Genomic DNA, 26708 nt, shown 5'->3' with positions numbered 1-26708 from the left:
ACCCGGACAAGGACCGCCATGGACCTCCAGCTCAAGGACAATGTCGCTGTCGTCACGGGAGCGAGCAAGGGCATCGGCCTCGCCCTCGCCGAGGCGTTCGCCCGTGAGGGCGTGCACGTCGTCGCCGGCAGCCGAAGCGTCACCCCGGAACTCGAAGGGCTGCACGAAAAGCACGGCGTCACCGCGGTCCCGGTCGACCTGGCCACCGCGGACGGACCCCGCACACTCGTCCGCGTCGCGGTGGAGCGGTACGGCGGGGTCGGCATCCTGGTCAACAACCTGGGTGCCGCGACGCCCCGGCAGAGCTTCCTGGACATCGACGACGCCGAATGGCAGCGCATCTTCGACCTGACCCTGTTCAGCGCGGTCCGGACCAGCCGCGCGGCGCTTCCCCACCTGCTGGCCGCGGACGGCGGCTCCATCGTCAACATCAGCTCCATCAACGCGCGCCTGCCCTTCCCCGCGGTGGTGGACTACTCCGCGGCGAAGGCCGCGCTGGCCAGCCTGACGAAGTCGCTGTCCGAGGAGTTCGCGCCCCAGGGCGTCCGGGTCAACGCGATCGCCCCGGGGCCGGTTCGCACTCCGTTCTGGACCGCGCCGGGTGGCTTCGCCGACGCCACGGCGGCCCAGGCCGGCACCACCGCGCAGGAAGCCATCGACGTCGTCGTGCCGCAGAGCATGGGCATCTCCACCGGGCGGGTCACCGAGCCGCACGAAGTCGCCGACCTGGCACTCTTCCTCGCCTCCCCGCTGGCGGGCAACATCACGGGAGCCGAGTTCACCATCGACGGCGGTCAGGTCAAGACGCTGTGATCGCCCTGCCCGCCCCCCGGCCGGGCGTCCCGCCGGCGGTCTCGCCCGCTTGGTGACCGGGCCCGGTCAGGTGCCCGAGACGGCCAGTTGATCGGCCAGCCGGTGGGCCTGGGCGAGCAGGGCGCCGTACGTCGCGACCTCGTCCGGGTCGTCCCTCGTGGCACGGACCAGGTCCCGGCGCAGCTCGTTCAGCGTCGCGCGCAACCGCGCCACGGCCGCGCTCAGCTCGTCCTCGTCCCCGTCGCGGTCGTCACCGAACCGGCTGTGGCTGTAGAGCCGTAGCGCGTGTGCCGTGCGGCGCAGGAACTCGGCGTAGCGGTGCGCGAGTTCGGGGTGCGGCCGGGGTGCCGCGAGATGCTCGGCGGCGGCCTCCAGCACGGTGCGGGTCACGCCCGCCGTGTGCACGGCCGCGTAGTCCAGCACCAGGATCGCGTCGTCGTACCCCTTGCCGGGCGGTGGCGCGGCGCCGGTGCGCCGGCGCAGGTTGCCGCGCAGGCTCTCCCGGCCCCACTCGACCGAGGAGCGGGCCTGCTCCACGAGCCGGTGCAGCCGCAGGGCCCGCTCGTGCCGGGCATCGGCCTCCTCGGCGTCCCAGCGTCCCTTGGCCAGCCCCTCGGCGACCGCCAGCAGGATGTCGTGGGCCTCCTCGGTCGCGTCCTTCAGCACGGCCCTGCTGTCCCGCAAGTACAGCGGCGGCCGCACCAGCGCGTTGACGGCGATGCCGACCACGGCCCCGAACAGGGCCTCCGCGAGCCGGGCCGCGGAGGTGGCGACGGTGACGGATCCGCCGGTCAGGACGAAGAGGGCGCCGGTGGCCGCGTAGATGCCCTGACTGCCCAGGCGCCGCCACTGGCCGAGCAGCATCGCGAGGGGCAGGACGACGGCCATCGCGGCCACCGTGTCGCGCAGCGGCAGCGCCACCGCAGTGGCCACGACCGTGCCGGCCGCGATCGCCGCGAGCTGCTGCAGCCCGTGCGCGATCGACCGGTACACGGTCGACTCCACCAGGACGACCGCCACCCAGGGCGCGACGAACGCCATCGGAGCGTGCAGCCACCAGCCGGCCACCGCCCAGGCCAGCCATGCGGCCAGGGCCGCCTTCACCGCCTGCGCGGCCAGATCGCGCTCCCGGCACGGTCCGGCCCACGCTCGCGCCAGACCGTGCGCCGCGGCCGTCGCCTCCCGCCCCAGCGCCTGCCACGTCACTCGCACGCGCCGGGTGCCACCCTGGACACGCCCGCGCACCGTCCGCCCGCATCGCATACCTTCCGGGTGACCAGCGGCCTACCCCCCTACGCGCCTTCACCGCCCGTCGGTCCTGTTCAGGTGGCGTGGCGGCCGCGTGCGCCGAGACCTCGCCCCGCAGGATCACCGTGCCGGCCGGCCAGGAGCAGCCCCGCCGGTTGGGCGACCGCCGCCCTGGAGAGGAACCGGACGACATGCCGTGAGCAGCCGGGGAGGCGGGCGATGGGCTGGGGCACGCGGAGAGCGGAGGCCGACGAGGAGGCGCTGGGCAGGGCCGAACGGGCTGCGGCAGTACGCGGGTTGGGGGAGCGTATCCGTGGTCGGCACGCGGGAGCGTCGGCGGGGGCCTGCTGGGCGGTCCGTACGGCGCCGGTGTGAAGGCCGTCGCCGGAGGTCTTCCTGTCCTGGCCCGAGGTGAGGATCACCGAGAAGACCGAGCACACGGCGTACGGCCGGAACAGCCACGGACCCACCGTCCACTGGCTGTGCCGGATCGTGGTGTCCCGGGGCATGCTGCGCCGTCTCGGCGACGGCGAGCGTGAGGCCCTGCTGGCGCACGAACGAGCCCATCCGCGCGGACGGCACCACCTCTTCCTGGGCCTGTGGCGGCCCACGGCTGCCCTGAACCCGCTGCTGCGTCCCCTGACCGACACCGGCGCCTTCGTCCTGGAGCGCTGGGCCGACGAGGAGGCCGCCGCGCAGGTGGGCGACCGCGTGGTCGTCGCCCGCGCCGTCGGGCGCGCCGCACTCGCGTCAGCCGGTGCCTCCCGGCCCGCCTCGCTGGCCGTGACCGGTGGGGAAGTGCCCCAGCGCGTTCGGGCTCTGCTGGCGCCGCCCCCTGCCCGCCGCAGCCTGCCCTTCCTGGCCGGCGCCCTCTTGCTGACGGTGTGCCGGGCGAGCCTGGCCGACGCGGCTTCCGACAGCGATCGCATGGTCGACAGCGCGAAGCGGGCGCGGTGTGCGGTGCCGGTGGGCACGGCGAGCACGGCGCCGAGGGGCGACCACCGGCACGGGCCCGCCTTCTGCTGCGGCCCGCGCCATCGGGGTGAGCGCGGCGAACACCGTCCGTAGAACCGCGTGTCCGCACCCGCCCGCCGACACGTCGGCCTGGGATCGGTTCGGCGGGCCGGGACGAGCAGGGCGAAGGTCGCCACGCCGCCGCCCGCCCCGCTTCGGCGCCCGATCGGGGAACAGCGGCGCTGCCCGCGCCCACTGCGCGTCGGTCTGAGGCACGCCCGCACCGACGATCCGATGACCGGAGGAAACGCCCTGGGCGCCCCCCGCGGGCAGGTCAGCCCAGGCTGGGCGGCGTCCAGTCGGCGTGCCGGAGGATCGCCCGCATCGTCACCCGGGACGGGGTGAGCCGCAGCGCGGTGTTGCGCAAGGCCACGGCCAGCGGATGGGACAGCCGCTGGCCCATCCGGCCCGCCTGCCGGGCCGCACGGGCGACCGCCTGCGAGCGCGGGCGGCGCTCGGCGTCGTAGCGGGCCAGCGCCGCGGCGACCGAGGGCTCCGTGGCGAGCGCGGCGGCCAGCGTGGCCGCGTCCTCCAGGGCCTGGCAGGCGCCCTGGCCGAGATTCGGTGTCATGGCGTGCGCCGCGTCGCCGAGGAGCACCACCCGGCCCGCGACGAACGACCGCACCGGCGTGACCAGTTCGTGGATGTCGTGGTGGAGCACGTCCTCCGGCCGGGTCGCGTCCAGGAGGGCGGGGATCGGCTCGTGCCAGCCGCCGAAGCGCCGGCGCAGCATGCCGAGCGGGTCGGCGTGGCGGACACCGGGTGGAGCGGTGAGCACCGCGTGCCACTCGGCCCGGCCGTCGGAGAAGCAGATGTGCCCGAACTCCGCACCCTCGCCCCACGTCAGTTCGAAGTCGGTGCGCAGGTCCAGCGGCCGGTCGGTCACGGCCCGCAGCACCGTCGAGCCGGCGTGGACCGGGCCGGGATGATCGGGGAACAGCAGTCCGCGCAGCCTGCTGCCCACCCCGTCGGCCGCGACGACCAGGTCGGCGTCCAGCACCCCGTCCCCGACCGGCACGCCCACCCGGTCGGGGGCCGAGCGGTCCAGTGCGGGCACGGTGACGCCGATGAGCAGGCTCTCGGCCAGCAGGGCCTCGCGCAGCAGACGGTGCAGGACCGCGCGCCGGATGCCGACGATCGGCGTGCCCAGCGCGCGTTCGAGGGCGAACCCGTCCATCCGCGCCAGCCGGCGGCCCTCCGGGGTGCGGGTGCCGCCGGTGTACTGCGGGCGTGCCGCCGCGCGCACGGCCGCGCCGACGCCGAGGGCGTCCAGGGCGCGCAGGCCGTTGGCGTGCAGCGAGATGCCCGCGCCCGCGTCGGCGCGGGTGCCGGCCCGCTCAATGACCCGTACGTCCCAGCCGATCCGGCGCAGGCCGATCGCCGCCGCAAGCCCGCCGATGCCACCCCCGACCACCACCGCCGTACCGCCCATGCCGGACCCCCTCGGTTCGCGCCCGTCCTTCTACAGATGTAGAAGCATCGGCGAAGACCCTACAGCGGGTTCTACGGCTGTAGAAGCGGGGGTGTAGAACGTGGGGGTGTCCACAGACCGACGTACTCTTCTCGCCGACGCGGCCATCGGCGTCCTCGCCGACGCCGGCCTGCGGGGGCTGACCCATCGTGCGGTGGACCGGGCGGCTCAGCTGCCGCCCGGCACCACATCCGCCTATTTCCGCACCCGCCAGGCCCTGCTCACCGCGTTGGTCCGGCGCCTGGTGGGGCTCGACCAGGCCGAACTGCAGGAGATCGGGGCGCGGACGCCGCCCTTGCGGACCGCCGGTGACGTGGTGGCGGGACTCGCCGCCTTCACGGCGGCGCGGCTCACCGGGGACGGACGCCGACGCTCCCTGGCCCGCTACGCGTGCGCCGTCGAGAGCGCGCGCCATCCCGAACTGCGCGAGATCCTGGTCCCGCGCGAGAACCCGGCGCGGCAGGCGTTGTGCGACTTCCTCGCCGCGCAGGGCGTCGCCGACCCGGAGCAACGGACGGTGACGCTGCTGACCTGCGTGGACGGCCTGGTCTTCGACCGGCTGGTGAACGGCGGCGGTGTGTCGGAGGAGGAGATCTGCGGACTCGTGGCGGCGGCCCTGAGCTGAGCGGTACGACGACGGCGGCGCCGGTGGTGGAACCGTGCTCGGATATGTCCCTCGAGACCCAGGGCAGCTGACGGTGGCCTGGGGTCATGGCGGCACCGCTCGCAGGGCGCGCAGCACGGCCCAGACCACCGACACCAGCGGCACGGCCACCACGGCGCCGATCACCCCGGCGATGATGCTGCCGGCGATCACCGACACCGCGACGACGAGCGGATGCAGCCGTACCGCCCAGCTCATCACCAGCGGATGCAGCACATGCCCCTCCAGCTGGCCGATCACGACGATCAGCGCCAGCACGGCCAGAGCCGTCAGCGGCCCCCGCCCGGCCAGCGCGACGATGGTCGCGACGGCGAGCGCCACCGGCGAGCCCACCAGTGGCACGAACGCGGCGAAGAACTCCAGCAGCGTCAGCGGCAGCGCGAGCGGCACCCGCAGCACGAGCAGCGCGATACCGACGAGCACGGCGTTGGTAGCGGCCACGATGATGATGCCGCGGGTGTACCCGGCGAAGGCCCGCCAAGCGGCCCACCCCGCCCGGTCCCACGCCGGACGGGCGCCGGTCGGCAGGAGCTGGTCGCGGATCCAGTGCCACAGGCGTTCGCCGGAGTGGATGAAGAACACCGAGGCGAACAGCGCGAGCGCGCCCCCGGTGACCAGCTCGACCACCCGGCTGAGCCCGCTGACGGCACGGTTGAGCAGGCTGGACCGGTGTGCGGCCAGGTAATGCGTCACCTGGTTCTCCAGCTCGGACAGCCGACCGGGACTCAGCCGGAACGGCGGCCGCTGGAGCCACTGCTCGATGCGGTGCACCCCGCCCCGGAACTCGCCCGTCAGTCTGGCCGACTCGCCCGCCACGGCGTTGCCCACCAGGGCGAGCAGGGCCAGCAGGAGCAGGATGCTGCCCAGCAGCGCCACGGCGACGGACAGCGGCCGCGGCAGGAATCGGTTGAGCAGGTCCGTCAGCGGCCGCAGCACGGAGGTGACGACCAGCGCGAGGAACAGGGACACGGCGATGAGCTGGAAGCTGCCGAGGATGCTGAAGACGCCGTAGACGACGACCCCGATGAGGATGAGCCGCCAGGCGTAGGCCGCCCCGACCCGCAGCCACGGCACCGTCCGCTCGGCCGCCGGCACCGGCTCGGTGCGCGGGACGGCCGGGAGCCGCACGGTGTACGCCGGCCGGCTGCCCAGCACCCGCCCCCTGCGGCGCCGGCCGTCCGGCCCGGCCGCCCGCCGACGCGCATCGCCCACCGCTCCGGCTCCTCTCCGTCACCCCTGATGACGGTCGGTCACTTGTAGAGAACCGTAAGCGGACGTCGCGAGAGGGGCGCGCGCAACGCGCCCGCGCGCGGGTTCCCCCGAACGGGCACGTTCCATGGCCGGATCGTCGTCGTCCTGCGCGTCGACGAGGAATGTGACGACCTCCGCGAGCGGCGCCCGGTCGATACGGGGGAACGGCGCCGGGGGATCCTTGTCGGCCCACCGCGCCGCGCCCATGTCCCGGTCGAGGTGGCACAGCAGGAGACACGGAGCTCCGAAACGGCGCCAGTTCGCGGCGACGGCCGTCCGGCGGGCCTCCGCGTCCGCGCGCCGGATCCCGAGCGCCCGAAACGCTGGGCGGCCGCCGCGGAGCGCCGCTCCCGGTAGGGAGACTTCGGCTGCGGTGGATACATCCGGTACTGCCGCTCGTCCCCGGGATCACCGGCCGCCGCACGTGCGGCGGTGCGCTTCTTCAGCTGGGCCGGTGGGGCACCCGTGAGCACATGGCTGTGCCACGGCTGGAGATTGCCGCCCGAGGGCGAGCGCGCGGCGGCGGTCAGGACCCGCACCAGCGCCGCGCGCGGGACAGGCTCGTCCGTGAAGGCCCGCCCGCCCGCCGGCTCGCCACCACCTCGTACACATCCACCTGCATGGCCTCCGGGCCGACTCCGCCTTCCGCAGCATTGACGCGGGCCGACCGTCGCATGTGACCGAAGGCCGTCCCACCCGGCCTCGACCTGCCGATCCTGCCCGAGGAACACGCTCGACGGCCTGGCCGACCGACGGCACGGCACGCCCGGCCGCCGCCTCCGTGCCGATCCCCGCCTCCACATGTCCCCCCTACGAACACCTGCTCGACACGGCGGCCCCACCTGCGCGCTCACACCACAGATCTCCGTCGGCGACCGGTGCCGGCAGCAGGCGCTCACAGGACATTCACAACCGCCGTGGATGGCCCGGCAGGGGCGGGGCACCCGGAGGGCGTCGTCGGCAGAAGGGATCAGCCAGTGATCACTGTCGCCGTGCTGCTGCTTCCCGTCCTCACGATCCTGCTGTTCGGCCTCGACCAGGTCGAGGACCGCTGGATCCTGCGTCCCCCGACGGCCCGCCGCACCAGGCCCCGCCGGCACCGCCGTCTGAGGGCGGGCCGCCGCTGATCCGTCGCCGGCGGGCTCTTATCGGCCCGTCGCCGTGCGGTCGTCCAGGCCGGTGCAGCGCCGGTAGCGGAGGATCGCCTTGCCGAGCTCGATCCGCTCCGGTTCGGGGAGTGTGCCGCCCTGCACGTAGTCCAGGATGTGCTCGGCGACCATCCGCAGTTTGGTGTTGGTGCGCTGGGAGACGTCCCTGAGCGCCCGCCAGGCCTCTTCCGGCGCGATCTGCCCGACGACGACCACGGCTCCGATGGCTTGGTCGATCACCGCGTGCGAGGACACGGCGCGCTGCAACTGCTCGTTCTCGATCACCAGCCGGTCGTACTCCGCCGCGAGCTCGGTCGAGGAGAGCAGGACCAGCGGCTGCTGCCGGGAGAGAGCGAAGAAGGCCATGGAGCACCTTTGCGGGGTCGGAAGCGTTACTGCCACGGCTGCCCTCGATGGGCGCTTGCACACAATTGAACCAGCAGGGCGGCGCACTATCACGCCGCCTGAGCCATGCCGCAGGGCGTGAACACCCGTGCGCCGGACCCGGCCCCGCCGTGCCTCTCCGGTTCGCCGGATTCCGGCCCGGCCAGCGCGCTATCGTCCCTCCGGGCCGCCGCGGCCGCTCTCGGCCGCCCGGCCCACCGGAAGCAGGTCACGGATGTCGGCGGGGAGGGCGCCGGCCATCCGTTCGGTCAGCTCCGGGGCCAGCGCGGCGTCGAGCACCTCCATCACCGCGGCGGCGTCGCGCAGGGCCGTGTCCTCGTCGGTGCCCGCCCGGTCGGCGATGCGTCCGGCGAAGACGGTCAGCCCGAACCGCTCGCCCGACGCGCCGGAGTCGGCCCCGGCCGACGCGTCGGCCGCCTCCCGCATCGCCGCCGCCATGTCCGGCGGCAGCTGTGCGGCCACATGCCGGGCCAGCCCGGACGGCAGCCGCTCCGACAGCGTGCTCACGACGGCGTGCGCGGCCCGTTCGGCCGAACCCCGGTCCGGCAGTTGGGCCAGCGCCTGCACCTTTCCGATCATCTCGTCGTGGTGCATGAGGCCGGTTCCTTCCTCACGAAGTCCTGACGGCGGTGCCCCCTCGCCGCGGGCGGGGCAGCAACCCGCTCCCGGCCGACGGCGCCGTCACCGGAGTCGGCCGGGGCCTCCCACGGCCCCGGCCGAGTACCCGGTCGCCGCCGCCGGTACCCGGCCCGGTGGAGTCGCGGTCCCGTCGCGGGGTAGGCGTGCGCGGCGGAACAGAAGGGCGCCGGACCGCGCACGCACACCCCGGTCGGCGACCTGCACCCGGCTAGGTTTGCGGATCAGGCACGGACGACGCGGCCCGCGTGCTGCTGGAGCCGGAGGGCGCCGAGGATCCGGCGGGGCCGGCGTCGCACGACGAGCGGGTACTGCCGTCCGCCCGGGCCGCCGGCTCAGCTCTCGGCGTTCTGCTGGGTCCAGGTCCAGGCGTACTGCAGCCAGTCCGCGACCGTCAGCGCACCGAGGCCACCGCAGACCAGGCGGGTGAGGCGGGGAGCGGCCGCGTAGGAGCACACCAGGGCGCCGGCGGCCCATGCGGAGGTGCAGAACGGGCAGGACAACAGGTCACCGACGGCCCGCCGAAGCCCGTCGCCGCGCGGTTCGTCGACGACCTCGCTCGCTTCGCCGTCATCCGTACGGCGGGTGAACGGCGCCCGCAGAAAGCTCGTGATCTTGTCCCTCGTCAGCAGCCGGGACGCCTTGTAGGTCGCCGTGCCCAGCAGCACCACGTCCCACGCCGGAAGCTCCTGCGGCAGGCGGACACCCCGGCGGCGGGCCAGCACCGCGTACGTCCCGGCGCTCGCCGTGAAGACGGCGGCGAGGACGGCGTACCCGGCGAGAGGGACGTCGCCCTGGTCGTCGTACTGCCCTGTGTCCGGCATGCCCTCACCTCCGGTGCGTGTGCTGCCGTGGCCAGCAACGAGTTCCCCGGGGCCGCGGAGCGACACGGGGACAAGGGGCGGGGTCACGCGGCGGAGGTGGGCCGGCGTGGGGGATACCACATATGACCTGGTTCGCACACTCTCCCTGTCCTGCCCGGTGCCGGGCTACCGTTGCGTCGAGCCCCTGTTCCCCTTTCGCCTCCCGGACGGCCCGGCTGTGCTCACTGATCTGTCCCCCCTCATCGCTGCGACGTCGCGCTGGCTGACGGTCGCCTATCCGCCGAGCGGCGGCGCGCTGGCCTGCGCGCTCTGCGAGGCGCAGGCCCGGCAGGCGGTGACCGTCGCCGCACGGCTGCGCTACCCGACCGAGATCGACGCGGCGCTGGTCACGATGGCCGGTCCCGGCGGCGCCGCCCGGCTGGACTGGGTCACGGGTGCCGAGCGCACCGGCGAGGAGGACGCGGACGGCGACTGGGCCTGGCGGACCTGGGTGGACGAGGTCGTGGCCAGCTGGGCGGCCGGCCTGCTCACCGATCCCGAGCTGGCGGGCCTGGCCGTTGCCGCACTCGCCGACGGGGAGCACGGCCCGGGCTCGCCGGCCGAGTTCCGGCGCCTGCTCGCCCCGGACGACGGCGACCGGCGCGCCGCCGCCCTGCTGCGGCACCCCGACCTCCTCGCCCCCGTGGCCGAGCTCCACCTCGACCAGCTCCTGGACCGGCTGGGACCGGGCCGCACCCTCGCCGCCTGAGCCCGCGATCCGCCGGACCGTCCCGGTGTCGTATGCCCCCCGCGGGGGTACTGCGGAGCTGATCCGGGGTCGTGGCCGGCAGAGCGGCCGGCTCCGGGCGACGGCAGGGAGGCGAAGGCGATGCGCGTGCCAGTCGACGGCAGGGCGAACCCTGCCGGATCCGGGCCGTGGCCGAGGCCGCCGTACGACGGCCCGGCGGTCCGCGGGACGGTCCCGCCCACCCCGGGGTGAGGCTCGGCCATGGCCTTCAAGAACCCCGTGCACCGCGGCGGGACGGGCCGCGGCCGGTTCGAGCAGTTCGCGGAGTACGCCTCCAGCTTCACCAGCTCGCCGGTGTTCTTCTTCTTCTGCCTGCTGCTCGTCGGCTTCTTCGTCGCCGCGCACGTCGCGCACCTGCGGCTCGAACTGCTCCTGCTGGCGGGCGAGTCCATGACCGCGGTCACCCTGCTGCTGCTCGCCCTGCTGAAGAACGCCGAGATGCGGGCCGAGCACGCGATCCAGCGCAAGCTCGACGCGATCGCAGGCGCGCTCCTGGAGGCCCACGCCGAGGACGGGAGCCGGGCCTTCGAGGAACTGCGGAACGCGATCCGAATGGAGGAAGAGACCTGAGAGACCCGACGGAGGCGGACAAAAGGGCGCGGCGGTGCTTCACGTCACCCCCGCGAGGGACGACGATGCGGTGTCATGGACATTTTGCTGGTCGCCAGCGCGTTCAACAGCCTCACCCAGCGCGTGTACGCCGAACTGACGGACCACGGGCACCACGTGGACGTCGTCCTCGCCTCACAGGGCACCGAACCCGTCCGGGACGCCGTCCGGGAACTGCGGCCGGACCTGGTCATCGCACCGATGCTCAGGACGGCGCTGCCCGAGGACGTGTGGCGCGCACACACCTGCCTGATCGTGCATCCGGGTCCGCCCGGTGACCGCGGACCGTCCTCGCTGGACTGGGCCATCGCCGAGGGGGCGCGGGAGTGGGGCGTGACGGTCCTGCAGGCCGAGGCGGCGATGGACGCGGGCGCGATCTGGGCGGCGGAGCCGTTCCCGGTGCCGCCCGTCGGCAAGAGCGACCTGTACCGCAACGAGGCCTCCGACGCCGCCGTCACCGCCGTCCTCACCGCCGTACGGCGCTACGCCGAAGGCGCCCACAAACCCCGGCCGCAGTCCGACGGCTCGGTCAGGGTGGTCTGGCGCGACGCCTTCCGGCAGCAGCGGCGCCGCATCGACTGGGAGCGGGACGACACCGAAACGATTCTGTGCAAACTCCGCGGCGCCGACTCGCAGCCGGGCGTCCTGGACGAAGTCCTCGGCCGGGAGGTGTTCCTGCACGGCGGGCACCCCGAGGACCGGCTGCGCGGCCGTCCCGGCGAACTCCTCGCGCGGCGGGCGGGCGCCGTCTGCCGGGCCACCCGTGACGGCGCGGTCTGGATCCCGGAACTGCGCCCCCGCAAGAACTCCGGCGACCCCGCGCCCTTCCGCCGCCCGGCCGCCTCCGTGCTCGCCGCTTGGGAGCCCTCCCTCGAACTCCCTGAAGCCACCGTTCCGTTGGAGCTGCCGTCCGACCGGCGGACCTGGACCGACATCCGCTACCGGCAGCACGGCGACCTCGGCTTCCTCGGTTTCTCCTTCCCCGGCGGTGCGATGAGCACCGACCAGTGCCGCAGGCTGCTCGCCGCCTACGAGTACGCGCTCTCCCGGCCGACCCGCGTCCTGGTGCTCGGCGGGGACCGCGACTTCTTCTCCAACGGCATCCATCTGAACGTCATCGAGGCGGCACCCGACCCGGCGCGTGAGTCCTGGGTCAACCTCAACGCCATGGACGACCTGGTCGAGGCCGTGCTGCGCACCACCGACCGGCTGGTCGTGGCCGCGCTCGCCGGCAACGCGGCAGCGGGCGGCGCCATGCTCGCCCTCGCCGCCGACGAGGTGTGGTGCCGTACCGGCGTCGTCCTCAACCCGCACTACCGGCGCATGGGCCTGTACGGCTCGGAGTTCTGGACGTACACCCTGCCCCGCCGCGTCGGCGCGGAAGCCGCCGAGCGGCTGACCACCGAGGCCCTGCCCGTCAGCGCCGCGTCCGCCGAGCGGCTCAGGCTCGTGGACCGGCTCGTACCGGCCGCGCCCGGCGAATTCCCGGCTGCCGTACGGCAGTTCGCGGCCGAGCTCGCCTCCTCGCCCTTCCTGGACGTGCGGATCGCCGCCAAGGCCGCCCGCGCCGCAAAGGACCACGAACGCCCGCTGGCCGGCTACCGCGAGTCCGAACTGGCCCGGATGCACACCATCTTCCACGACCCCGAGGCCCCCTACCACGCCCTGCGCTCCGCCTTCGTCCGCAAGACACCGACCGGCTCACCCCGGCCCCTTGCCGTGCCCGCCGGAGCCGTCCGGTGACGCCGCGGCTGCTGGTGGCGGGCGTCGGCAACATCTTCCTCGCCGACGACGCCTTCGGCCCCGAGGTCATCCGCGCCCTCGGCGGGCGCCCGCTGCCACCCGTGGTCCGCGTCCACGACTACGGCATCCGCGGCATGGACCTCGCCTACGACCTCCTCGACGGGTACGACACCGCCGTCCTGGTGGACGCCGCGCGGCGCGGTCACGACCCGGGCACCCTCTCCCTGATCGAGGCCGAACCGCCCGACGGCAGCGTCGTGCCCGAGGCCCACGGCATGGACCCCGCGAAGGTGCTCGCCCTCGCCACCCACCTCGGCGAGGAGCCCCTGCCCCGTGTCCTCGTCCTGGCCTGCGAGCCCGAAGTGCTGCCGACGGGCGACGAGGACCTCCTGCCGGGACTCAGCACACCGGTGCGGGAAGCCGTCGGCCGGGCCGTGGACGCCCTGCACACGCTGATCCCGGCCCTGCTCGCCGACCCCGGCGCGCCCGCGCCCCCGTTGGGCCGCCCGGTGGAATCCGGGCCCCCCCGCCCGGCTGCGCTGCCCGGCACGGCGGGCGGCTGAGCGGAAGATCGGTGGAGCCCGGGCCGCAAGGACGCGGACCGGGCTCCACCGCCGTATCCGAGGAGCAGCGCCCATGTGCCGGTCCGACGTCAAGCAGGCCGTCCTGGCGAAGAACGACGACCTGGCCGCGGAGCTGCGCGGCGATCTCGCCCGGCAGGGCGTGACCGTCGTCAATCTGCTCTCCAGCCCCGGCAGCGGCAAGACCGAACTCCTGGGGAGGGTCCTGGCCCGCGCGGTGCAGCGGGAGGTGCCGGTGGCGGCGCTGACCGCGGACCTGGCCACCGAGAACGACGCCGTCCGGCTCGCCCGGTCCGGCGCCCCCGTCCAGCAGCTGCTGACCGACGGACTGTGCCACCTGGAGGCCCGCCAGGTGCGGGCCCGGCTGGCGGGCTGGCTGCCCGCGGACACCTCCGTGCTCTTCGTGGAGAACGTCGGCAACCTCGTCTGCCCGGCCGCGTACGACCTCGGCGAGACCCTGCGGGTCGTGCTGATGGCGGTCACCGAGGGCGAGGACAAGCCGCTGAAGTACCCGACCGCGTTCGGCTCCGCCCATCTGGTCGTGATCACCAAGACGGACCTCGCCGAGCCGGCCGGCTTCGACGAGACCGCCTTCCGGGCGAACGTGCACCGGGTCAATCCGGGCGTGGAGATCGTACGGTCCTGTGCCCGCACCGGCGTCGGTGTCGGCACCCTCCTGGACCGCGCCCTGGCCGCCCGGGACGGCGTCCCCCACCAGCCACCGCTCGCGCCGCACCCGCACGGCCACGACCACACCACGCCCGCCCCCGCCGTATGACGGCCCCGGCGACCGGCCTGGTCCGCCGCCGGCTCACGGTGCGCGGCACCGTGCAGGGAGTCGGCTTCCGGCCGTATGTGCACCGCCTGGCCGCCGGCCTCGGCCTCGCCGGGTTCGTCGGCAACACCGGCGACGGCGTGATCATCGAGGTCGAGGGCCCGGCGGACGAGGTCGACCGCTTCTGCGCGGCGCTGGCCGAGCAGCCACCGCCCCTGGCCACCGTCAGCGGCATCGCCGGCGAGGACCTGCCCGCCACCGGCGACGACGGCCCCTTCGCCATCCGCTCCACCGAGCGCGCCGACGGCCGCACCCAGCTGCCGCCCGACACCGCGACCTGCGCCGACTGCCTGCGCGAACTGGCCGATCCGGCCGACCGCCGGCACCGGCACCCGTTCGTCACCTGCACCCACTGCGGCCCCCGCTTCACCATCGCCACCGCGATGCCCTACGACCGGGCGGCCACGACCATGGCCGGCTTCCCCATGTGCCCCACCTGCGCCCACGAGTACGGCGACCCCGCCGACCGGCGCTTCCACGCCCAGCCGGTCGCCTGCCCCGACTGCGGGCCGCGGCTCACCCTGATCCCGGCCCTCGGCGGCCTCCGTCCGGCCCGGGACGCGCACGCCCTCGCCACGGCACGGGCGCTGCTGGCGGCCGGGCGGATCGTCGCCGTCAAGGGCGCCGGCGGCTACCACCTGGCCTGCGACGCCACCGACGACCGGGCCGTGGCCGCCCTGCGCGACCGCAAGGAACGCGGCGGCAAGGCCTTCGCGGTGATGTGCGCCGACCTCGCCACCGCCGAGCGGATCGCGGTCCTCACCGCTGCCGAACGGGCCGCGCTGACCAGCGCCCGCCGCCCCATCGTCCTGCTCCGCGGGCGCACCGCGCCCGACGGCCTCCGTCTCGCCGACCAGGTCTGCCCGGGCAGCCCGTACGTGGGTGTGATGCTGCCCTACACCCCGGTCCACACCCTGCTGTTCGGGCTGCCCGGCGATCCACCCGGCCCCCGGGTGCTGGTGATGACCAGCGGCAACCGCTCCGGCGAACCCATCGTCACCGACGACGCCGAGGCCCTGACCCGGCTCGCCGGACTGGCCGACGCCTGGCTCGCCCACGACCGGCCCATCGCCTCGCCGTGTGACGACTCCCTGCTGCGGGTCCGCCCGGACGGCACCGAACAGGTCCTCAGACGGTCCCGCGGCTACGTGCCCCGCCCGCTGCGGCTCCCGGTGCCGGTACCGCCCGTGCTCGCGGTCGGCGGCGACCTGAAGAACGTCCTGTGCCTGGGCGAGGGCGACCAGGCGTGGTTCGGGCCGCACATCGGCGACATGGGCGAGCTGGCCACCCTGGAGGCGGCCGAGCGGGCCGAACGGCACCTGACCCGCCTCACCGGGGTCACCCCGGCCATGGTCGCGGCCGACCGGCACCCCGGCTACCACTCGACCGGCTGGGCCCGCCGCCGCGCCTCCCGGATGACGGGCGGCTCCCCGCGGCTGGTCCAGCACCACCACGCCCACATCGCCTCCGCGATGGCCGAACACGGGCTGGACGGCACCACACCGGTGATCGGAGTCGCCTTCGACGGCACCGGGTACGGCGACGACGGCACCGTGTGGGGCGGCGAGATCCTGCTCGCCGACTACACCGGCTACCGGCGCTTCGCCCACCTCACCCCCGCCCCGCTGCCCGGCGGGGACGCCGGTGTGGCCAACCCCTGCCGGCTGGCGCTGGCCCGGCTGTGGGCGGCCGGCCTGCCCTGGACCCCGGACGTGCCGAGCGTCACCGCCTGCTCGGACATGGAACTCGCCGTGCTGAAGCGCCAGTTGGACCGCCAGGTGGCCTGTGTGCCGACGTCCGGCATGGGTCGGCTCTTCGACGCGGTGTCGTCCCTGGCGGGGGTGTGCCACCGGGCGGGATACGAGGCGCAGGCCGCGATGGAACTGGAGGCGGCGGCGCTGGAGGCCGGGGACGCGGACGCGGTGGCGTACCCCTTCGACGTCACCGGTACGGGCGTCCTCGCCTGCGACCCCGCGCCGATGCTCGCAGCGCTGCTCGCGGATCAGCGGCGCGGCACCCCCGCACCGGTCCTCGCGGCCCGCTTCCACCGGGGTGTCGCACGGGCCGTCGCCGAGATCTGTCGCCGTGCCCGCGCGGAGACCGGGCTGACCACGGTCGCCCTCACCGGGGGCGTCTTCGCCAACGCCCTGCTGGAGGAGGAGTGCACCGCGCAGCTGGCCCAGGACGGCTTCACGGTGCTCCGGCACGGCGAAGTACCCCCGAACGACGGAGGGTTGGCGCTCGGTCAGCTCATGGTCGCGGGAACAGCAACCCACCACGAGACGGAGTGACCCATGTGTCTGGCCGTGCCCGGCAAGGTCGTGTCCATCGACCGGAGCACCGACCCCCTGACCGGGCTGATCGACTTCGGCGGAGTGCGCAAACAGGCGTGTCTGGAGTACCTGCCCGATGTCCGGGTGGGGGAGTACGTCATCGTCCACGTCGGCTTCGCCCTGCAGCGCCTGGACGAGGAGTCGGCCCGGGCGTCCCTGGAGCTGTTCGAGCAACTGGGGCTGCTGGACGAGGAGTTCGGGGACGCCTGGGAGCAGGCGGCCCGGCAGGAGAGCGGGAGTGAGGCCCGGTGAAGTACATCGAAGAGTTCAACGACCCCGATCTGGCGCGCCGGCTGCTGGACGAGATCCACGCCACGGTCACCCGGCCCTGGGCGCTGATGGAGGTCTGCGGCGGGCAGACCCACTCCATCATCCGTCACGGCATCGACCAGCTCCTCCCGGACAGCGTGGAGTTGATCCACGGCCCCGGCTGCCCGGTCTGCGTCACGCCGCTCGACGTCATCGACAAGGCCCTGGAGATCGCCGCCCGCCCCGAGGTCATCTTCTGTTCCTTCGGAGACATGCTGCGCGTGCCCGGCACCGACCGGGACCTGTTCCGGGTCAAGGGCGAGGGAGGCGACGTACGCGTCGTGTACTCGCCGCTGGACGCCCTCGACCTGGCCCGCAGGAACCCCGACCGCCAGGTCGTGTTCTTCGCCATCGGTTTCGAGACGACCGCCCCGGCCAACGCCATGGCCGTCCACCAGGCCCGCCGCCTGGGCATCGCGAACTTCAGCCTGCTGGTCTCCCACGTCCGGGTGCCACCCGCGATCGAGGCCATCATGACGGCACCGGAATGCCGGGTCCAGGGCTTCCTGGCCGCCGGTCACGTGTGCAGCGTCATGGGCACCGCCGAGTACCCGGAGCTGGCCGACAAGCACCGGGTGCCGATCGTCGTCACCGGCTTCGAGCCGCTGGACATCCTCGAGGGCATCCGCCGTGCCGTCCGCCAGCTGGAGCGCGGCGAGCACCGGGTGGAGAACGCCTACCAGCGCGCCGTGCGCGAGCAGGGCAACCCGGCGGCCCTGCGCATGCTGGAGGAGGTCTTCGAGGTCACCGACCGCAACTGGCGCGGCATCGGACGCATCCCCGCCAGCGGCTGGCGGCTGTCCGACGCCTACCGTGCCTACGACGCCGAACACCGCTTCGACGTCACCGGCATCCGCACCGAGGAGCCCGCCGTGTGCCGCGCCGGCGAGGTGCTGCAGGGGCTGATCAAGCCCACCGAGTGCGAGGCCTTCGGCAAGGCCTGCACCCCGCGCACCCCGCTCGGCGCCACCATGGTCTCCAGCGAGGGCGCCTGCGCGGCCTACTACCTGTACCGGCGCATGAACACCCCGGCGGCGCAAGGGTCGCGTATCCCGCAGGTCTCACAGGAGGAGATGAACCCCGTTGGCTGACCTCGCCCCACCCGAGGCCCCGGTCGTCGACCCCGCCGACTGGACCTGCCCCGCCCCCCTGCGCGACCAGCCCGTCGTCGTCATGGGGCACGGCGGAGGCGGCGCCCTGTCCGCGGAGCTGATCGAGCAGGTCTTCGCCCCTGCCTACGGCAATCCCACCCTCGCGGCCCTCACCGACTCGGCCGTCCTCGACCTGGGCGGCGCCCGGCTGGCCTTCTCGACCGACTCCTACGTCGTACGGCCGCTGTTCTTCCCCGGCGGCAGCCTCGGCGACCTCGCCGTCAACGGCACGGTGAACGACCTGGCGATGAGCGGCGCCCGGCCCGCCTACCTGTCCACGGCCTTCGTGCTGGAGGAGGGCGTCGAACTGGACGTCGTCGGCCGGATCGCGCGGGCCATCGGCGCGGCGGCCGAGGCCGCCGGCGTCACCGTCGCCACCGGAGACACCAAGGTCGTGGAGTCCGGACACGGCGACGGCGTGTACGTCACCACCGCCGGCGTCGGCCTCGTCCCCGACGGTGTCGACATCCGCCCGCAGCGCGCCCGGCCCGGCGACGCCGTCATCGTCAGCGGTCCGATCGGCCTGCACGGCGTGGCGATCATGAGCGTGCGGGAGGGCCTGGAGTTCGGCGTCGAGATCGCCTCGGACACCGCGCCCCTGGCGGACCTCGTGGCGGCCATGCTCGCGGTCACGCGGGACATCCACGTCCTGCGCGACCCCACCCGCGGTGGACTCGGCGCGTCCCTGAACGAGATCGCCCGCGCCTCCGGCACCGGAGTGCGGCTGCACGAGCGTGCCATCCCGGTCCCGGACGAGGTGGCGAACGCCTGTGGCTTCCTCGGTCTGGACCCGCTGTACGTCGCCAACGAGGGCCGACTCGTCGCCTTCGTGCCCCCGGAACACGCGGAGGCCGTCCTGGCCGCGATGCGGGCACATCCGCAGGGCACCGGTGCCGCCGTCGTCGGCGAGTGCGTGGCCGAGCACCCGGGCATGGTCGTCGTCGCCACCGGTCTCGGCGGCACCCGGGTGGTGGATCTGCCGCTGGGCGAGCAGTTGCCCCGCATCTGCTGAGCGGACCCCCGGCCCCGCCGTCAGCGCGGGGCCGGGACCGGTTCGACCCGAGTGATCTCCAGCTCCCGGCCGCTGCGCAGCTCCTGCGAGGCCCGGTCGCAACGCGGGCACCAGAAGAACGGCGGCATGCCCACCGCGAACTCCTCGGCGCACGGCGCGCAGTAGGCGTGCGCCGTGACCTGCTCGACGACCAGCTCGGCCGTCGCCAGCGCCGTACCCTCCCGGGCCACCTCGAAGGCGAAGTGCAGCGCGTCGGGCACGACGCCGGCCAGCTCGCCCACGCGGACGGTCACCGCCGAGACGGCGTCCGCGCCGTCCGCGCGGGCGAGTTCGCCGGCCTGCTCCACGATCGCGGTCGCGATCGACAGCTCGTGCACGGCCGGCTCAGGGGTAGCGGCGGTTGGCCCGCATGCCACCGGTCATCCGGTAGATGCGCAACTCGCGTACGATTCCGGGGAATTCCTTGACAAACAGGGTCATGGCCAGGCCGCCGATCATGGCCGCCTGTACGACGAGCAGCTGACGTCCGGACATGCCGGACCGCGTGGTGGTCCTTCTTCTCATGCCAACCTTCATGGCGCTCTCTTTCCGCTGTCTCATCCGGGCGAGATGTTCGGCATGTCCTGTACCAGGGCGTCATGCCGTTTCCAGTGGATACCGGTGGAGCGGCGCGCGTCGGAGCTGCCGTCCTTGTGGTGTCCGGGCTGGTGCTTGTAGGGGCCCTTGTTGCCCTGGTGCAGTCCGCGCACGTGACTCGGTGTGTCGGGCTTCGCCTGGGCGCGGCCCACTCGAATGCTGCCCACGTCGGTTCTCCTTCCGGGTCCTCAGGACCGTTCGGTCAGCTCCCTGAAGAACTGTTCTACGGCCGGCCAGACCCGGCCGCCACCGGAGAGGCCCCGCCACTCGCGGCGGACCAGGGCGATCATCCGGTAGCAGTCGTCGACCGGCACGATCCAGTGCTCGTCGAGGCCGCGCACGGTGTTGACCAGCAGCGCCTCCACATCGGGTGCCATGGCGGCGAGCTGCGGAACCGTGGCGGCCAGCCGCTGCCAGGCCGCCGCGTCCACCTCCCATCGCATGGCACCGGCCGGGCTCGGCCCCTGCGCGGTGACCGTGCCGTCGCGGCGCGGCACGAAGAACACCAGCCCCACCGGGACGCCCAGCAGCGCCGTGTCGACCGGCGGCAGCCGCAGCCGGCGCCGGGGCACGAGCCGGTAGCGGCCCTCGCCCGCCCCGTCGTCGGCGAACAGCACCGAGCAGGGGCCGCACACGCACCGCACCTCGGCGGCACCCGTGTCGTACAGGTGGGGATGTTCGACGGCCAGGCGGGCGGCGCACATCTCGCACACCTCGGCCTCGGCCGTCGCCGCGCGGTCGGCCGTGGAGCGGATGACCCGGGCGAGTGCTCCGTCCACCCTCACCGCGCCTCCTCGGGCACGGCCCGTCGCCTGATCGTGTTCAGCGGTACGAACGCGGGTGCCGGCTTTCGCTCGGCGGCATCCGGCACCGTCTCCACCGAGGTCAGCTCGGGAGCGACGGCCAGCACCGCCGCCCGGACCGCCTCGGTGACCTCCGACGAGCCCCCGCCGCACCCGGAACCGCACCCGCCGCCGGAGGTCAGCCGCACCCGGGCCACCTGCCCGTCGACGCCGGCCCACTCCAGGTCACCGCCGCGCTCGCGCACCGCCGGCCGCAGCTTCTCCACCGCGCGGGCGGCCCTGCGCTCCGGGGACTCCGGATGCACGTCGTGCAGCACCAGGAGATGCCCGAGCAGCTCGTCGTCGGCGAGCCGCTCCCGCAGCGGTTCGTCTGCGTGGTCCAGCACCCGGGCGAGGGCCTCGCCGTAGACCTCGGTCAGCAGCCGCACCGCCTCCAGCGCCGGGCCCGGAGCGGACTCCAGCCCGGCCAGCACCTCGTCGAGACGGGCGAGCCGCGCCTCCACCGCCGGGTCGGGGAGCCGTACGCCGCCGTCAGCCATGGTTCGCTCCGTACGTGGGCGAGTGCACGGTGGTCAGGGTCTTGCCCTTGCCCACGTACATGTGGACACCACACGGCAGACAGGGGTCGAAGCTGCGCACGGTGCGCATGATGTCGACGCCCTTGAAGTCGTCGGGGCCGTTCTCCTCGAAGATCGGCTGGCCCTGGACGGCGTCCTCGTACGGGCCCGGGGTGCCGTAGCTGTCGCGGGGGCTGGCGTTCCACGGGGTCGGCGGGTACGGGTGGTAGTTGGCGATCTTCTTGTCCCGGATCACCAGGTGGTGGGAGAGGACCCCGCGCACGGCCTCGTGGAAGCCGCAGCCGATCGACTCGTCGGGCACCTCGAAGTTCTCGAACACCTTGGTGTCGCCGTTCCTGAGCATCCCCATGGCCTCCTCCAGGAACTGCAGGGCCATGGCGGCGGCGTAGGCGATGAAGTACGGCCGGGCGCGGTCCCGTTCGAGGGTGTTGCTCCACTTCGGGATGCGCCATTCCAGGGTCTGCTCCGGCAGCCTCTCGCCCTTGGGCAGGGTGATGCGGACGCTGCCGCCGGTCGCCTTGACGTACGGCGTGTCGACCAGGCCGCTCAGGGCGGTGGACCACAGCCGGGCCAGCGGCCCGCCGCCGGTGTCGAGCGCGAGGTGCTCTCCGGTCTGCGGGTGGTGCCAGCGCGGGCTCATCACCCAGCTGTAGTTGCCGTCGAAGTCCCGCTTCTGCGGCACCGGTACGGTGGTCTGGTTCCACGGGTGGCGCATGTCGACCGGGTTGCCGAGCGGGTCGTGGGTGACGAACGGATCCTCGTTCACCCAGTCCTCGTAGAAGGAGCTGCCCAGCATGACGCGCAGCCCGAGGTTGATGTCGATCAGGTTGTTGGTGACGAGCTTGCCGTCCACGATGATGCCGGGGGTGACGTACATCGCCCGGCCCCACTCGTTCATCGTCGCGTAGCGGTAGTCGACGACGTCCGGGTTCTGGAAGGCGCCCCAGCAGCCCAGCAGGATGCGGCGCTTGCCGACCTCCTCGTAGCCGGGCAGCGCCTCGTAGAAGAAGTCGAAGACGTCGTCGTTCATCGCCACCGCCTTCTTGATGAAGTCGATGACGCGCATCAGGCGGCTGAGGTAGTCGGTGAAGGTGTTCGGCTGCGGCATCGTGCCGACCCCGCCCGGGTACATCGTGGAGGGGTGCACGTGCCGCCCCTCCATCAGGCAGAACATCTCCCGGGTGATCCGGCTGACCTTCAGCGCCTCCTTGTAGACCTCGCCCTCGAAGGGGTTGAAGGCCTTCATGATGTCGGCGATCGTCCGGTAGCCGTGGACGTCCCCGCGCGGTGCGTCGGTGCGCTCGGCGCGGGCCAGGACACCGGGGTTGGTGGCCTTGACCATCGCCTCGCAGAAGTCCACGAAGACCAGGTTGTCCTGGAAGATCGTGTGGTCGAAGATGTACTCCGCCGCCTCGCCCAGGTTGGTGATGTGCTCGGCCAGCTTGGGTGGCTTGACGCCGTAGGCCATCTGCTGGGCGTAGTTGGAGCAGGTGGTGTGGTTGTCGCCGCAGATGCCGCAGATCCGCGAGGTGATGAACCCGGCGTCACGCGGGTCCTTGCCCTTCATGAACACCGAATAGCCGCGGAAGAGCGACGAGGTGCTGTGGCACTCGACGACTTCCCGGTTGGCGAAGTCGATCTTCGTGTAGATGCCCAGGTTGCCGATGATCCGGGTGATCGGATCCCAGGACATGTCGACGATCTGGGCGGGTTTGCGTTCCGTGGGCCGGGACTCGGTGGTGGTCATCTGCGGTACTGCCCCTCGCTGTTCGGGTCGGGCGGTTCGGTGGCGGGACGGGGACGGACGGCGTCAGGCACGCCAGTGCGGGTCGTAACCGCTGGTCAGCTTGCGCTTGTTGTGGCGCCACTTGGGCTCGTGGTTCACCACGTCGTTGGTCAGACCGCGCAGTCGGCGGACGACGGCTCCGTACGGCTTGACGAGCATCGTCGACAGGGTGCCGCCCGGGGGTTCGTCCATGAACGGCATGAAGGCGTCGGGGAAGCTGGGCATCGTGCAGCCGATGCAGATGCCGCCGACGTTCGGGCAGCCGCCGATGCCGGCCATCCAGCCGCGCTTGGGCACGTTGCAGTTGACGACCGGGCCCCAGCAGCCGACCTTCACCTGGCACTTGGGGGAGTTGTAGTCCCTGGCGAAGTCGGCCTGCTCGTAGTACGCGGCCCGGTCGCAGCCCTCGTGCACGGTCTTCCCGAACAGCCACTGCGGGCGCAGCATGTGGTCCAGCGGCGGCGGGGGAGCGGCACCGGCCGCGTGCTGGAGCACCCAGACGAGGGTCTCCATGAAGTTCTCCGGCTGGATGGGACAGCCGGGCACATTGACGACCGGAAGCCCCGACCGCGCCTTGAACTCCCAGCCCAGGTAGTCCGCGAGGCCCATGCAGCCGGTCGGGTTGCCGGCCATGGCGTGGATGCCGCCGAAGGTCGCACAGGTCCCCGCCGCCACCACCGCCCAGGCCTTGGGCGCGAGCTGGTCGATCCACCAGTTCAGGGTCTGCGGCTCACCGGTGTCGGGGTCGTTGCCGAACGACGTCCAGTAGCCGTCGCCCCGGATGATGTTCTGGTTCGGGATCGAACCCTCGATGACGAGGATGAACGGCTCCAGCTCGCCGCGTGCCGCGGCACGGTAGGGAGCCAGGAAGTCCTCGCCGCCCAGGCTCGGCGAGAGCACCTTGTTGACGAGGTTCACCTTCGGCAGGCCCGGGATGACGCCCAGCACGACGTCCTCGATGGACGGCTGACCGGCGGCGGTCAGCGACACGGTGTCGCCGTCGCAGCTCATGCCCTCCGAGATCCAGAGGATGGTGATCTCGTCGAATCCCTTCCGCGCCTCGGCTCTGCTGGGCTCGCCGTGGACATCGGTGGTACCGCTCTGTGTGGTCATCGCTGCGGCCTCCGTCGCTGCCGGTCTCGGAGTCGGTCGTAGGGGGTGGCCGGGGTCACGAGGGCCCGGGCCCGGGCGCGGCCGAGGGCGGCGGCGTGGTCGCGCGACGACCGCTCGGCCATGGGGTGGTCGTGCCGCGGCCCGTCAGGGGCATCCATCGAACCGTCCCTCCTCCGGCCGGTCGGCCGGACGTTCGGGGGGCCGCGGGGACTGCGGCCGGGGTGAGTGGACCGGACCCGGTCCGTCGGAGTCGCCGATCGGCTGGACCTCGTCGGGCCGGAAGTAGTGGAAACGGCCGTACCAGCCGTGCAGTTCGGCCGCGGGATCGTCGTCCACGGTGACGGCCAGGTGCACGCTGCCGTCCACGTCGTGGCGGACGGCGGCGACCTGAGCGGTCCGTCCCTCGAGGAACATGTCCTGGGCGTCGGCGCCCCGGACGCGCGGACACAGCCGGACCCGGCTGCCGCCGCCGACGGGCACGCCGTCCACGAGCACCGTGTCGGTCGCCGGGGACAGGCCGGCGTCGCCGCCCTCCTGCCACCAGGCGGGCCGCTCGGTGCCGGACCGGCTCGGTGCCGGGGCCAGGGAGCGGATGGCGCCGTGCAGTCGGGCGAAGACCTCCCGGGGCATGGTGTCGACCCGGTCGAGGATCTCCGCCGCCCGGGGATCGGTGGCCCGGGCCTCGGCCTTCTCCTCGTCGGTCAGCAGCATCGTGCGCAGGGTGAGGATCTCGTCGATCTCCGCCGCGTCGTGCAGATCGCCCGGGCTCTCCGGCGCCACCTGGGGCCAGTCCGGCAGGATGATGGGAGCGGAGAGCATCACGGCGCCCGTCCTGCCCTGCTGGGGCGGACCGGCGAGCACCGGGAACGTGAACGCGCTGCGGCAGCCCCGCGCGTGCGGGACCAGATCCTCGGGCGGATCGATCAGCGAGGCGAACTCCAGGCCGTCCCCGCCGACGAGGGTGTGCGTGGCGAGCAGCGCCTGCCGCAGAGCCTGGGTGCGGGGGGCCCGCGGGTCCGTCACCGCGCCGGTGTTCTCGGTGCGCACCCGCAACCGGTACAGCTCCGGCGCGAGCGGCTCGGCCTCGACCGTCGTCACGGCCCGCAGCTCCCGGCGCCGCCGTACCGTCCGCCCGGCCCCGCCCGGCAGTTCCTCGGCATCCGTGCCGGCGGGCGCACCCACCAAGGCGGTACGACCGCCGAGCAGCAACTCCCGCAGGGGCATCGCCAGCTCGGTCTCGCGCGGCACGGCCTCCTCGAACGACAGATGCGTCGTGCCGTCGGCCGTCCGCAGCGACTCGACCGGGCGGTACCGTCCGTCCGGGTCGGCGGCCTCGACCTGCTTGTCCTGCATCTGCAGACAGCGCACCCGCACCCGTACGACCGCGTCGTCGGCGCGCGGTGCGCGCAGCAGGCACTCGGTCTGCTGGTACCAGGAGTCCGCGGAGCCGGCGATCCCCGGCACGACCGGTCCGTCCCGCTCGACCCAGTCGCGGGGCAGCAGCACGCCGAACTGCCAGCGGACCCGGTTCTTCGGTGAGGACCGGCGGTACGGGTAGAGCAGGTACCCCTCGTACAGCACGGCGTCCGCGACGGCGCCGACCCGCTCGAAGACGTGGCGGGACGTGCCGACGCCGTCCTCGTCCAACACGGCGGCGAGTCCCACGCCACCCACGCCGGCCCGGTCCGACATGCCGCCTCCTCGTCACCGGTTCACTCGCGCATTCCTTTGACCACCGTCACACCCGTCACGGCTTCGCGCTCGTCCGACGCACCGCCATTGCGCCGCCCAGGGGACGGCGAGCGGGTGGGCCCCGCGAACCACCGGGGTCGCGCGCGTGGGGATCACGGTCACGGTCGGCTCAGGCGACCGACGGAGAGGAAGGACACGTGTTCGACGCCGTGAAGAACCTGTGGGACAAGGCCGAGGACATCGGCGCGGTGCGCGGGGAGAAGATCATCGAGGGCCTGGAGAAGGCCGGTGACGTCATCGACGTCTTGTTCGGGGCCGCCCCGTCCCGTCACACCCGTCGCGCGAGGTCCAGGCAGCAGCGGACGAAGTCCTGCACGACAGGGTTGCGGTCGTCGGCCGGGGCCCAGGCCACGCCCACCCGTGTCGGGCTCACTCCCGTGACCGGCCGGTACACCACGCCGGGGCGAGCGTAGAACCGCGCGGCGGATTCGGGGGCGAGGGCGATGCCGTACCCGTTGGCGATGGCGCTGAGCCAGTCGTCGGGCTGTTCGGTGACCGCGCCGACGCGGACCGGCCGGCCCTCGCGCTCGTCGGCGGCCAGCCAGTGGTCGCGCCAGGCGCCCGTCTCCTCCGGCGCGGCCACGAACGGCTCGTCCCACAGCTCGCGGAAGGCGATCTCGGTGTGCTCCGCGAGCCGATGCCCGCTCGGCAGCGCCACCCACCGCGCCTCGCTGAACAGCGCCTCCACCCGCAGGGCGTCCTGGCCCGGGAAGGGCAGCCGCAGCAGCGCCGCGTCCACCTCGCCGTCGGCCAGCCCGGCGCTCGGGTTCGACCAGGCGGCCTGCCGGAGTTCGACCCGCCAACCGGGCCGCCGCCGGGCGAACTCGGCGACGATGTCCTGGGTCGCCTCGTTGGCCGCGCTCGCCACGAACCCCACGCGCAGGATCCGCGCCGCCTGCCGGTCCGTGGCCTTCGTGGCGCGCAGCGCGTCGTCCCAGCGGGCGAGCATCTCGGGGGCCCGACGCGCCAGTTCACGGCCCGCGTCCGTCAGCGCCATACCGGCACGCGAGCGCTCGAAGAGACGTACGCCGAGCTGGGTCTCCAACTGCCGGATCTGCTTGGTCAGCGCCGGCTGGGACACGAACACGCGCTCGGCGGCGCGGGTGAGGCTGCCGTCCTCGGCGACGGCGAGGAAGGAGCGCAGCAGACGCGTGTCGACATCCATTCCTCCAGGTTATAGACGCTGGTATTGGACGTCATGGTGGT

At 73.5% G+C, this 26708-nt stretch carries 28 protein-coding genes and 1 pseudogene; 13 read left to right on the top strand and 16 right to left on the bottom strand.

The genetic code is table 11. The features are described 5' to 3' along the window. The first annotated feature begins 18 nt into the window (after window positions 1-18). Complete coding sequence (locus ACQPXS_RS05960) at window positions 19-813, top strand: SDR family NAD(P)-dependent oxidoreductase (protein ID WP_351801671.1); 795 nt, start codon at window positions 19-21, stop codon at window positions 811-813. Window positions 814-879: 66 nt separating this feature from the next. On the opposite strand, the gene ACQPXS_RS05955 is transcribed toward ACQPXS_RS05960, so the two are convergent. Next, on the bottom strand, window positions 880-2025 hold the full coding sequence (locus ACQPXS_RS05955; RefSeq protein WP_433447638.1) for an FUSC family protein: 1146 nt from the start codon (window positions 2023-2025) through the stop codon (window positions 880-882). Window positions 2026-2472: 447 nt separating this feature from the next. Between ACQPXS_RS05955 and ACQPXS_RS05950 the strand changes: the two genes are divergently transcribed. After that, a complete protein-coding gene (locus tag ACQPXS_RS05950) occupies window positions 2473-3129 on the top strand; it encodes a M56 family metallopeptidase (protein WP_433447636.1) in 657 nt (218 codons plus the stop codon). 220 nt (window positions 3130-3349) lie between these two features. Here the strand turns inward: ACQPXS_RS05950 and ACQPXS_RS05945 are convergent, their stop codons facing one another. Further along, a complete protein-coding gene (locus ACQPXS_RS05945; protein ID WP_433447634.1) occupies window positions 3350-4507 on the bottom strand; it encodes an FAD-dependent monooxygenase in 1158 nt (385 codons plus the stop codon). Between the two features lie 106 nt (window positions 4508-4613). On the opposite strand from ACQPXS_RS05945, the gene ACQPXS_RS05940 reads away from it, so the two are divergent. Then, window positions 4614-5171: a TetR/AcrR family transcriptional regulator gene (locus tag ACQPXS_RS05940; RefSeq protein WP_433447632.1), complete on the top strand. Its 558-nt coding sequence runs from the start codon at window positions 4614-4616 to the stop codon at window positions 5169-5171. A gap of 84 nt (window positions 5172-5255) precedes the next feature. Here ACQPXS_RS05940 and ACQPXS_RS05935 read toward each other — a convergent pair whose 3' ends face one another. Both ACQPXS_RS05935 and ACQPXS_RS05930 read right to left on the bottom strand, forming a co-directional pair. Beyond that, window positions 5256-6422, bottom strand: a complete 1167-nt coding sequence (locus ACQPXS_RS05935; protein ID WP_433447630.1) for an AI-2E family transporter — start codon at window positions 6420-6422, stop codon at window positions 5256-5258. Between the two features lie 222 nt (window positions 6423-6644). Beyond that, window positions 6645-7077: pseudogene (locus ACQPXS_RS05930) on the bottom strand (nitroreductase family protein); the annotation flags it as partial. Window positions 7078-7438: 361 nt separating this feature from the next. Here ACQPXS_RS05930 and ACQPXS_RS05925 point away from each other — a divergent pair. Continuing rightward, window positions 7439-7588, top strand: a complete 150-nt coding sequence (locus tag ACQPXS_RS05925; protein WP_351801667.1) for a hypothetical protein — start codon at window positions 7439-7441, stop codon at window positions 7586-7588. A gap of 18 nt (window positions 7589-7606) precedes the next feature. Here the strand turns inward: ACQPXS_RS05925 and ACQPXS_RS05920 are convergent, their stop codons facing one another. The 3 genes from ACQPXS_RS05920 to ACQPXS_RS05910 form a co-directional block, all read right to left on the bottom strand. Further along, window positions 7607-7975 carry an ANTAR domain-containing protein gene (locus tag ACQPXS_RS05920; protein ID WP_433447628.1) on the bottom strand — a complete coding sequence of 123 codons (369 nt, stop codon included), beginning with the start codon at window positions 7973-7975 and terminating at the stop codon, window positions 7607-7609. Window positions 7976-8164: 189 nt separating this feature from the next. Beyond that, window positions 8165-8608 (bottom strand): DUF2267 domain-containing protein, encoded by a 444-nt coding sequence (locus ACQPXS_RS05915; protein WP_433447626.1) that lies wholly within the window; start codon window positions 8606-8608, stop codon window positions 8165-8167. 377 nt (window positions 8609-8985) lie between these two features. Next, window positions 8986-9474, bottom strand: a complete 489-nt coding sequence (locus tag ACQPXS_RS05910) for a DUF1360 domain-containing protein (protein WP_433447624.1) — start codon at window positions 9472-9474, stop codon at window positions 8986-8988. 217 nt (window positions 9475-9691) lie between these two features. On the opposite strand from ACQPXS_RS05910, the gene ACQPXS_RS05905 reads away from it, so the two are divergent. The 9 genes from ACQPXS_RS05905 to hypE all read left to right on the top strand — a co-directional run bounded on the left by ACQPXS_RS05905 (window position 9692) and on the right by hypE (window position 18834). Beyond that, complete coding sequence (locus ACQPXS_RS05905) at window positions 9692-10222, top strand: hypothetical protein (protein ID WP_433447622.1); 531 nt, start codon at window positions 9692-9694, stop codon at window positions 10220-10222. 240 nt (window positions 10223-10462) lie between these two features. After that, a complete protein-coding gene (locus tag ACQPXS_RS05900) occupies window positions 10463-10831 on the top strand; it encodes a hypothetical protein (RefSeq protein WP_433447620.1) in 369 nt (122 codons plus the stop codon). A 75-nt stretch (window positions 10832-10906) separates the two neighbouring features. After that, window positions 10907-12613 carry a hydrogenase maturation protein gene (locus ACQPXS_RS05895; RefSeq protein WP_433447618.1) on the top strand — a complete coding sequence of 569 codons (1707 nt, stop codon included), beginning with the start codon at window positions 10907-10909 and terminating at the stop codon, window positions 12611-12613. Next, complete coding sequence (locus ACQPXS_RS05890) at window positions 12610-13176, top strand: hydrogenase maturation protease (RefSeq protein ID WP_433447616.1); 567 nt, start codon at window positions 12610-12612, stop codon at window positions 13174-13176. The genes ACQPXS_RS05895 and ACQPXS_RS05890 overlap by 4 nt, the downstream gene beginning before the upstream one ends. Window positions 13177-13249: 73 nt before the next feature. After that, window positions 13250-13972, top strand: coding sequence for a hydrogenase nickel incorporation protein HypB (gene hypB, locus ACQPXS_RS05885; protein WP_433447614.1), 723 nt, complete (start codon window positions 13250-13252; stop codon window positions 13970-13972). Continuing rightward, window positions 13969-16320: a carbamoyltransferase HypF gene (gene hypF, locus ACQPXS_RS05880; protein WP_433447612.1), complete on the top strand. Its 2352-nt coding sequence runs from the start codon at window positions 13969-13971 to the stop codon at window positions 16318-16320. The genes hypB and hypF overlap by 4 nt, the downstream gene beginning before the upstream one ends. Window positions 16321-16323: 3 nt before the next feature. Continuing rightward, window positions 16324-16614 carry a HypC/HybG/HupF family hydrogenase formation chaperone gene (locus ACQPXS_RS05875; RefSeq protein WP_351801647.1) on the top strand — a complete coding sequence of 97 codons (291 nt, stop codon included), beginning with the start codon at window positions 16324-16326 and terminating at the stop codon, window positions 16612-16614. Next, window positions 16611-17762, top strand: a complete 1152-nt coding sequence (gene hypD / locus ACQPXS_RS05870) for a hydrogenase formation protein HypD (protein WP_433447610.1) — start codon at window positions 16611-16613, stop codon at window positions 17760-17762. The genes ACQPXS_RS05875 and hypD overlap by 4 nt, the downstream gene beginning before the upstream one ends. After that, window positions 17755-18834 carry a hydrogenase expression/formation protein HypE gene (gene hypE / locus ACQPXS_RS05865; protein WP_433447607.1) on the top strand — a complete coding sequence of 360 codons (1080 nt, stop codon included), beginning with the start codon at window positions 17755-17757 and terminating at the stop codon, window positions 18832-18834. The genes hypD and hypE overlap by 8 nt, the downstream gene beginning before the upstream one ends. Window positions 18835-18854: 20 nt before the next feature. Here the strand turns inward: hypE and hypA are convergent, their stop codons facing one another. The 9 genes from hypA to ACQPXS_RS05820 all read right to left on the bottom strand — a co-directional run bounded on the left by hypA (window position 18855) and on the right by ACQPXS_RS05820 (window position 26667). Then, window positions 18855-19211 (bottom strand): hydrogenase maturation nickel metallochaperone HypA, encoded by a 357-nt coding sequence (gene hypA, locus ACQPXS_RS05860; protein WP_433447605.1) that lies wholly within the window; start codon window positions 19209-19211, stop codon window positions 18855-18857. 7 nt (window positions 19212-19218) lie between these two features. After that, a complete protein-coding gene (locus ACQPXS_RS05855; protein ID WP_433447603.1) occupies window positions 19219-19368 on the bottom strand; it encodes a hypothetical protein in 150 nt (49 codons plus the stop codon). Window positions 19369-19430: 62 nt separating this feature from the next. Beyond that, window positions 19431-19637, bottom strand: coding sequence for a hypothetical protein (locus ACQPXS_RS05850; RefSeq protein ID WP_351801637.1), 207 nt, complete (start codon window positions 19635-19637; stop codon window positions 19431-19433). A 21-nt stretch (window positions 19638-19658) separates the two neighbouring features. Beyond that, complete coding sequence (locus ACQPXS_RS05845; protein ID WP_433447600.1) at window positions 19659-20255, bottom strand: DUF5947 family protein; 597 nt, start codon at window positions 20253-20255, stop codon at window positions 19659-19661. Beyond that, window positions 20252-20812 (bottom strand): NifU family protein, encoded by a 561-nt coding sequence (locus ACQPXS_RS05840; RefSeq protein WP_433447598.1) that lies wholly within the window; start codon window positions 20810-20812, stop codon window positions 20252-20254. The genes ACQPXS_RS05845 and ACQPXS_RS05840 overlap by 4 nt, the downstream gene beginning before the upstream one ends. After that, window positions 20805-22598 (bottom strand): nickel-dependent hydrogenase large subunit, encoded by a 1794-nt coding sequence (locus tag ACQPXS_RS05835; protein WP_433447596.1) that lies wholly within the window; start codon window positions 22596-22598, stop codon window positions 20805-20807. The genes ACQPXS_RS05840 and ACQPXS_RS05835 overlap by 8 nt, the downstream gene beginning before the upstream one ends. Window positions 22599-22661: 63 nt before the next feature. After that, a complete protein-coding gene (locus ACQPXS_RS05830; protein ID WP_433447594.1) occupies window positions 22662-23750 on the bottom strand; it encodes a hydrogenase expression protein HypE in 1089 nt (362 codons plus the stop codon). A gap of 144 nt (window positions 23751-23894) precedes the next feature. Beyond that, a complete protein-coding gene (locus ACQPXS_RS05825; RefSeq protein ID WP_433447591.1) occupies window positions 23895-25442 on the bottom strand; it encodes a hypothetical protein in 1548 nt (515 codons plus the stop codon). Between the two features lie 328 nt (window positions 25443-25770). Next, entirely contained in the window at window positions 25771-26667 is an 897-nt protein-coding gene (locus ACQPXS_RS05820) for a LysR family transcriptional regulator (protein WP_433447589.1), read from the bottom strand. Window positions 26668-26708: the final 41 nt, after the last annotated feature.

Source organism: Streptomyces sp. CA-142005 (genome assembly GCF_050942335.1).
Classification (GTDB): domain Bacteria; phylum Actinomycetota; class Actinomycetes; order Streptomycetales; family Streptomycetaceae; genus Streptomyces.
Note: the sequence above shows the minus strand (reverse complement) of the source record. Positions and strands in the feature narration are given on the sequence as shown.